Source organism: Halomonas sp. SL1, from assembly GCF_003030865.2.
Taxonomy (GTDB): Bacteria; Pseudomonadota; Gammaproteobacteria; order Pseudomonadales; family Halomonadaceae; genus Halomonas; species Halomonas halophila.
The window spans coordinates 1,309-5,207 of record NZ_PYUQ02000023.1; the positions used below are offsets into that span (position 1 = coordinate 1,309).

2 tRNA genes and 3 rRNA genes (1 of these 5 running past the window's edge) are annotated in these 3,899 nt (G+C 54.8%); all 5 read left to right on the forward strand.

The window, feature by feature from the left end:
- Positions 1-267: ribosomal RNA gene (locus C9J49_RS15205) — 16S ribosomal RNA — on the forward strand; it begins 1,168 nt to the left of the window's first position.
- Between the two features lie 72 nt (positions 268-339).
- Positions 340-416: transfer RNA gene (locus C9J49_RS15210), tRNA-Ile, on the forward strand.
- A 105-nt stretch (positions 417-521) separates the two neighbouring features.
- Positions 522-597 (forward strand) — tRNA-Ala (locus C9J49_RS15215).
- Between the two features lie 226 nt (positions 598-823).
- A 23S ribosomal RNA gene (locus C9J49_RS15220) occupies positions 824-3,710 on the forward strand.
- 90 nt (positions 3,711-3,800) lie between these two features.
- A 5S ribosomal RNA gene (gene rrf / locus C9J49_RS15225) occupies positions 3,801-3,899 on the forward strand; the annotation flags it as partial.

A 3,899-nucleotide genomic window follows, 5' to 3' on the forward strand; every position in this document is an offset into this window, starting at 1 on the left:
GAGCTAATCTCATAAAGCCGGTCTCAGTCCGGATCGGAGTCTGCAACTCGACTCCGTGAAGTCGGAATCGCTAGTAATCGTGCATCAGAATGGCACGGTGAATACGTTCCCGGGCCTTGTACACACCGCCCGTCACACCATGGGAGTGGACTGCACCAGAAGTGGTTAGCCTAACTTCGGAGGGCGATCACCACGGTGTGGTTCATGACTGGGGTGAAGTCGTAACAAGGTAGCCGTAGGGGAACCTGCGGCTGGATCACCTCCTTAATCGACGACGTCACCGCCACCCGGCAAGTGTCCACAATGAATTATCTGATCGGCCAGAGCAAAAGACTGTTTGGGTCTGTAGCTCAGTTGGTTAGAGCGCACCCCTGATAAGGGTGAGGTCGGCAGTTCAAGTCTGCCCAGACCCACCAAAATTTGTGTAATACGTCGTTGCTTTTACTCTCGTGTAGCAGGCTACACGTCGACCAAAAGCGCCTCGTCTTACTCAAATTTCCATCGATCTTGATGGTGTCAGAGGGGCCTTAGCTCAGCTGGGAGAGCGCCTGCCTTGCACGCAGGAGGTCAGCGGTTCGATCCCGCTAGGCTCCACCACGCTCCACAGGGTCCTGCAGTCGGTTTTATGTGAATCCGCAGTCACAAGCGATCATTGCAAAAGGCAATGACACGTTTGTGACTGTCGATTGACAGTCGCTCTTTAACAATGTGAATCATGCTGACAAAGTCCCTCTCCTACCCGGGAGAGGGCATGAGATACGTCTCAAGCGTATCCGGCAATTGTCGTGGTTGTCATCGCGGATCAGACCCCTTGGGGTTATATGGTCAAGCGATGAAGCGCACACGGTGGATGCCTTGGCAGTCAGAGGCGATGAAAGACGTGGAAGCCTGCGATAAGGTTCGGCGAGGTGGCAAACAACCTGCGACCCGGACATTTCTGAATGGGGAAACCCACCTATCGTCAGATAGGTATCGTGCACTGAATACATAGGTGCACGAGGCGAACCGGGGGAACTGAAACATCTAAGTACCCCGAGGAAAAGAAATCAACCGAGATTCCCCCAGTAGCGGCGAGCGAACGGGGACCAGCCCTTAAGCGGGTGAAAGGTTAGGCGAATGAGTTGGGAAACTCAGCGATACAGGGTGATAGCCCCGTAGTCGAAAGCCTGATCCCGTGAAATCGAGTAGGTCGGGGCACGTGAAACCCTGATTGAAGACGGGGGGACCATCCTCCAAGGCTAAATACTCCTGACTGACCGATAGTGAACCAGTACCGTGAGGGAAAGGCGAAAAGAACCCCGGAGAGGGGAGTGAAATAGACCCTGAAACCGTGTGCGTACAAGCAGTGGGAGCGGGCTCGTCCCGTGACCGCGTACCTTTTGTATAATGGGTCAGCGACTTATATTCAGTGGCGAGCTTAACCGTATAGGGGAGGCGTAGGGAAACCGAGTCTTAACTGGGCGACCAGTCGCTGGATATAGACCCGAAACCGGGCGATCTATCCATGAGCAGGTTGAAGGTTGAGTAACATCAACTGGAGGACCGAACCAGGATCTGTTGAAAAAGATTTGGATGACTTGTGGATCGGAGTGAAAGGCTAATCAAGCCCGGAGATAGCTGGTTCTCCTCGAAAGCTATTTAGGTAGCGCCTCACGTATCACCGCCGGGGGTAGAGCACTGTTTCGGCTAGGGGGTCATCCCGACTTACCAACCCGAGGCAAACTCCGAATACCGGTGAGTGCAGCGTGGGAGACACACAGCGGGTGCTAACGTCCGTTGTGAAAAGGGAAACAACCCAGACCGTCAGCTAAGGTCCCCAAATCCTGGTTAAGTGGGAAACGATGTGGGAAGGCTCAGACAGCTAGGAGGTTGGCTTAGAAGCAGCCATCCTTTAAAGAAAGCGTAATAGCTCACTAGTCGAGTCGGCCTGCGCGGAAGATGTAACGGGGCTCAAACCAGGTACCGAAGCTACGGGTGCATCGAATGATGCGCGGTAGAGGAGCGTCGTGTACGCCGACGAAGGTGAGTCGAGAGGCTTGCTGGAGGTATCACGAGTGCGAATGCTGACATGAGTAACGATAAGGGGGGTGAAAAACCTCCCCGCCGGAAGACCAAGGGTTTCTGTTCGACGCTAATCGGAGCAGAGTGAGTCGGCCCCTAAGGCGAGGCCGAAAGGCGTAGTCGATGGGAAACGGGTCAATATTCCCGTACTTCACTGTATTGCGATGGGGGGACGGAGAAGGCTAGGTGAGCCAGGCGTTGGTTGTCCTGGTGAAAGTCAGTAGGCTGGGGAATTAGGCAAATCCGGTTCCCCAAGGCCGAGAGACGAGACGAACAGACCACGGTCTGGAAGTCATCGATGCCACGCTCCCAGGAAAAGCCTCTAAGCTTCAGATACAGTGGAACCGTACCCCAAACCGACACAGGTGGTCAGGTAGAGAATACCAAGGCGCTTGAGAGAACTCGGGTGAAGGAACTAGGCAAAATGGTGCCGTAACTTCGGGAGAAGGCACGCCGGTATTAGGTGAAGCCCCTTGCGGGTGGAGCTGACGCCGGTCGAAGATACCAGGTGGCTGCAACTGTTTATTAAAAACACAGTACTCTGCAAACGCGTAAGCGGACGTATAGGGTATGACGCCTGCCCGGTGCCGGAAGGTTAATTGATGGTGTTAGCGTAAGCGAAGCTCCTGATCGAAGCCCCGGTAAACGGCGGCCGTAACTATAACGGTCCTAAGGTAGCGAAATTCCTTGTCGGGTAAGTTCCGACCTGCACGAATGGCGTAATGATGGCCACGCTGTCTCCACCCGAGACTCAGTGAAATTGAAATCGCAGTGAAGATGCTGTGTACCCGCGGCTAGACGGAAAGACCCCGTGAACCTTTACTACAGCTTCACACTGGACGCTGATGTTGCTTGTGTAGGATAGCTGGGAGGCTTGGAAACCCGGTCGCCAGATCGAGTGGAGCCAACCTTGAAATACCAGCCTGGCATCATTGGCGTTCTAACTCCGGTCCGTTATCCGGATCGAGGACCGTGTGTGGTGGGTAGTTTGACTGGGGCGGTCTCCTCCCAAAGCGTAACGGAGGAGCACGAAGGTACCCTCAGCACGGTTGGAAATCGTGCAATGAGTGCAAGAGCATAAGGGTGCTTAACTGCGAGACAGACACGTCGAGCAGGTACGAAAGTAGGTTCTAGTGATCCGGTGGTTCTGTATGGAAGGGCCATCGCTCAACGGATAAAAGGTACTCCGGGGATAACAGGCTGATACCGCCCAAGAGTTCACATCGACGGCGGTGTTTGGCACCTCGATGTCGGCTCATCACATCCTGGGGCTGAAGTCGGTCCCAAGGGTATGGCTGTTCGCCATTTAAAGTGGTACGCGAGCTGGGTTTAGAACGTCGTGAGACAGTTCGGTCCCTATCTGCCGTGGGCGTTGGAGATTTGAGAAGTGCTGCTCCTAGTACGAGAGGACCGGAGTGGACGACCCTCTGGTGTTCCGGTTGTCACGCCAGTGGCATCGCCGGGTAGCTATGGTCGGACGGGATAACCGCTGAAAGCATCTAAGCGGGAAGCCTCCTTCAAGATGAGATCTCCCCGAGGCCTCGAGCCTCCTGAAGGGCCCAGCGAGACGAGCTGGTTGATAGGTCGGGTGTGGAAGCGCTGCAAGGCGTTGAGCTAACCGATACTAATGGCCCGTGAGGCTTGACCATATAACACCCAAGTGGTCTGTGATCGACAACAGACGACGGCGGATACGCGAGAGACATATCTCGTCAGCATGATTCGCATTGCCTTTTTCGCCTGACGACCATAGCGTGCGGGAACCACCTGATCCCATGCCGAACTCAGCAGTGAAACCGCTCAGCGCCGATGGTAGTGTGGGAGTTCCCATGCGAGAG